Genomic DNA, 2166 nt, shown 5'->3' with positions numbered 1-2166 from the left:
CACCTGCAGGTGCCCCGACAGGGCGGCGGGCGAGCACGGACCCGCCCCGACCGGGTGCGCGGGGACAAGGCCTACTCCTCCCGCGCCATCCGCACGCACCTGCGCAGGCGGGGAATCCGGGCGGTCATCCCCGAGCCCGCCGACCAGGCTGGGCACCGGAAACGCCGCGGTTCCCGCGGTGGACGCCCGCCAGCCTTCGACGCCCAGGACTACCGCGGCCGCAACGTCATCGAACGCAGCTTCAACCAGCTCAAACGATGGCGCGGCATCGCCACCCGCTACGACAAGTTGGCCACCGTCTACCGCGCCGCCATACTCATCCACGACGTCCTCACCTGGACCGACGCATTGTCAGACACGCCCTAGGCCATCGAGCCAACCGGAACGTCGTCGAGCGCTGCTTCAACCGGCTCAAGCAGTTTCGGGACCTGGCCACCCGCTACGCCGAACGCGCCGCCTACTACCGCGCCGAGATCATCATCGCCTCGATCGTGTTGTGGCTGCGTACAGACCTACAGGACACGGCCTAGAGCGTGTCCGTCCACACCGGACGGACAAACGGGCTGCTAGCGTCGCGCGAGGGCCGCGTTCGCCATCACGTGCTGCATCAGGATCACGAGCACCTGCTTGGTCGACTCGCGGTCCCGCGCGTCGCACAGCAGGATCGGCACCGTGTCGTCCAGTTCGAGCGCCGCACGCACCTCCTCGGTGCCGTAGCGGTAGGCGTTGTCGAAGCAGTTGACGCCGACCACGAACGGCAGCCCGCGCCGTTCGAAGAAGTCCACGGCCGGGAAGCAACTTTCCAACCTGCGTGTGTCGGCGAGCACCACCGCGCCCAGCGCGCCCTGCGCGAGCTCGTCCCACATGAACCAGAACCGGTCCTGCCCCGGCGTGCCGAACAGGTACAGGATCAGCTCGGGGTTGATCGTGATGCGGCCGAAGTCCAGCGCCACGGTCGTGGTGGTCTTGCTCTCCACCCCGGTGAGGTCGTCGACCCCGGCCGAGGCCTGGGTGATCGATTCCTCCGTCCGCAACGGGGAGATCTCGCTCACCGAGCCGACCATGGTGGTCTTCCCGACCCCGAAGCCGCCTGCGATCAGCAGCTTCACCACGGTGGCGGAGACGTTCCGCCGGGGCTCAGAGCCTGCGAATGCCATCGAGAACCGCCTGAAGTACGTGTTGTTCCGGGGTGTCGGAGATGGGCTGGGACGTCCGGTAGATGACGTGGCCGCGCTCGATGAGGTCGGCGAGCAGCACCTTCACGATCGGCACCGGCAGGTCCAGGTGCGCCGCGACCTCGGCGACCGACAGCGGCCGCTGGCACAGGCGCACGATCCGGGCGTACTCCGGTGCCATGGTGGCCGCTTCGGCCAGTCCGGGCAGGGCGACCACGAGTGAGAGCAGCTGCAGGTCGATGTCGCCGGCGTGGGTGCGGCCGCCGGTGATCGTGTACGGCCGGGCGATCGGGCCCGCGGCGTCATCGAACCAGGTGTCGTCGTCCCGCCTGATCATCATGGCGTGCTTTGCTGCTCAACTCGTGGCGCCGCGCTCAGCGCCGCGCCGACCCGCTTGACCATCATGTTCATCGCGTAGGCGACGAGGCCCATGTCGACGTCGGCCGCGGTCAGCAGCGCGAGGCAGGCGCCGTGCCCGGCCGTGGTGACGAACAGGAACGCGTGGTCCATCTCCACGACGGTCTGGCGCACCGCGCCGCCGCCGAAGTGGCGCCCGGTGCCCTTGGCGAGGCTCTGGAACGCCGACGCCACCGCCGACAGGTGCTCGCCGTCCTCTTCGGACAGGTTGGTCGACCGGCCGATGAGCAGACCGTCGGCCGACAGCACAACCGCCCGGTCCGCTCCGACGACCTGCTGCAGGAGGTCGTCGAGGAGCCAGTCCAGCTCGTTGATTCCCGCGTTCGTCACGTGTGCTCTCCCAGAATGTCGGTGGTGCTCGGATCCTGTTCACGAGCGCGGCGGGTGCCCTGCTGGAACGCCGAAAGCCGGCTGCGGGCCTGCTCCGGGCTGTCCGAGGGCACGGTGCTGTGGTCGGTGGCGGCGCTGAAGGTGGTGGTCTCCTCGTCCTTCCTCAACTGCGGGGCCAGGTTCTGCTGCCGTCGCCGCCGCGGCAGCGGCGGGCGGTCCGGCGAGATCGGCCCCGCGTGCTGCG

4 protein-coding genes and 1 pseudogene are annotated in these 2166 nt (G+C 69.4%); 1 reads left to right on the top strand and 4 read right to left on the bottom strand.

What is annotated here, in order from left to right; translation table 11 throughout:
- The coding region (locus ABZ193_RS43530) for a transposase (RefSeq protein ID WP_354714685.1) at window positions 1–366 on the top strand (366 nt) is incomplete at its 5' end.
- A 200-nt stretch (window positions 367–566) separates the two neighbouring features.
- Here the strand turns inward: ABZ193_RS43530 and ABZ193_RS43525 are convergent.
- From ABZ193_RS43525 to ABZ193_RS43510, 4 genes and pseudogenes are all read right to left on the bottom strand, one after another.
- The gene (locus tag ABZ193_RS43525; protein WP_026153485.1) at window positions 567–1157 is read right to left on the bottom strand and encodes an ATP/GTP-binding protein; all 591 of its coding nucleotides are present in this window, start codon (window positions 1155–1157) and stop codon (window positions 567–569) included.
- Window positions 1138–1512, bottom strand: a complete 375-nt coding sequence (locus ABZ193_RS43520) for a DUF742 domain-containing protein (protein ID WP_017984828.1) — start codon at window positions 1510–1512, stop codon at window positions 1138–1140. The genes ABZ193_RS43525 and ABZ193_RS43520 overlap by 20 nt, the downstream gene beginning before the upstream one ends.
- The gene (locus tag ABZ193_RS43515) at window positions 1512–1922 is read right to left on the bottom strand and encodes a roadblock/LC7 domain-containing protein (protein ID WP_020421504.1); all 411 of its coding nucleotides are present in this window, start codon (window positions 1920–1922) and stop codon (window positions 1512–1514) included. Before ABZ193_RS43515 ends, ABZ193_RS43520 begins: the two co-directional genes overlap by 1 nt.
- Window positions 1919–2166: pseudogene (locus ABZ193_RS43510) on the bottom strand (histidine kinase); the annotation flags it as partial. The gene ABZ193_RS43515 and the pseudogene ABZ193_RS43510, both read right to left, overlap by 4 nt.

Source organism: Amycolatopsis sp. NPDC006125, from assembly GCF_040614195.1.
Taxonomy (GTDB): domain Bacteria; phylum Actinomycetota; class Actinomycetes; order Mycobacteriales; family Pseudonocardiaceae; genus Amycolatopsis_E; species Amycolatopsis_E tucumanensis.
This window is presented reverse-complemented; position numbering and strand designations above follow the sequence as displayed.

Excerpts from the sequence above, each read along its gene's own strand:
- ABZ193_RS43520 (WP_017984828.1), bottom strand. The coding sequence starts at position 1,512 with ATGATCAGGCGGGACGACGACACCTGGTTCGATGACGCCGCGGGCCCG.
- ABZ193_RS43525 (WP_026153485.1), bottom strand. The coding sequence starts at position 1,157 with ATGGCATTCGCAGGCTCTGAGCCCCGGCGGAACGTCTCCGCCACCGTG.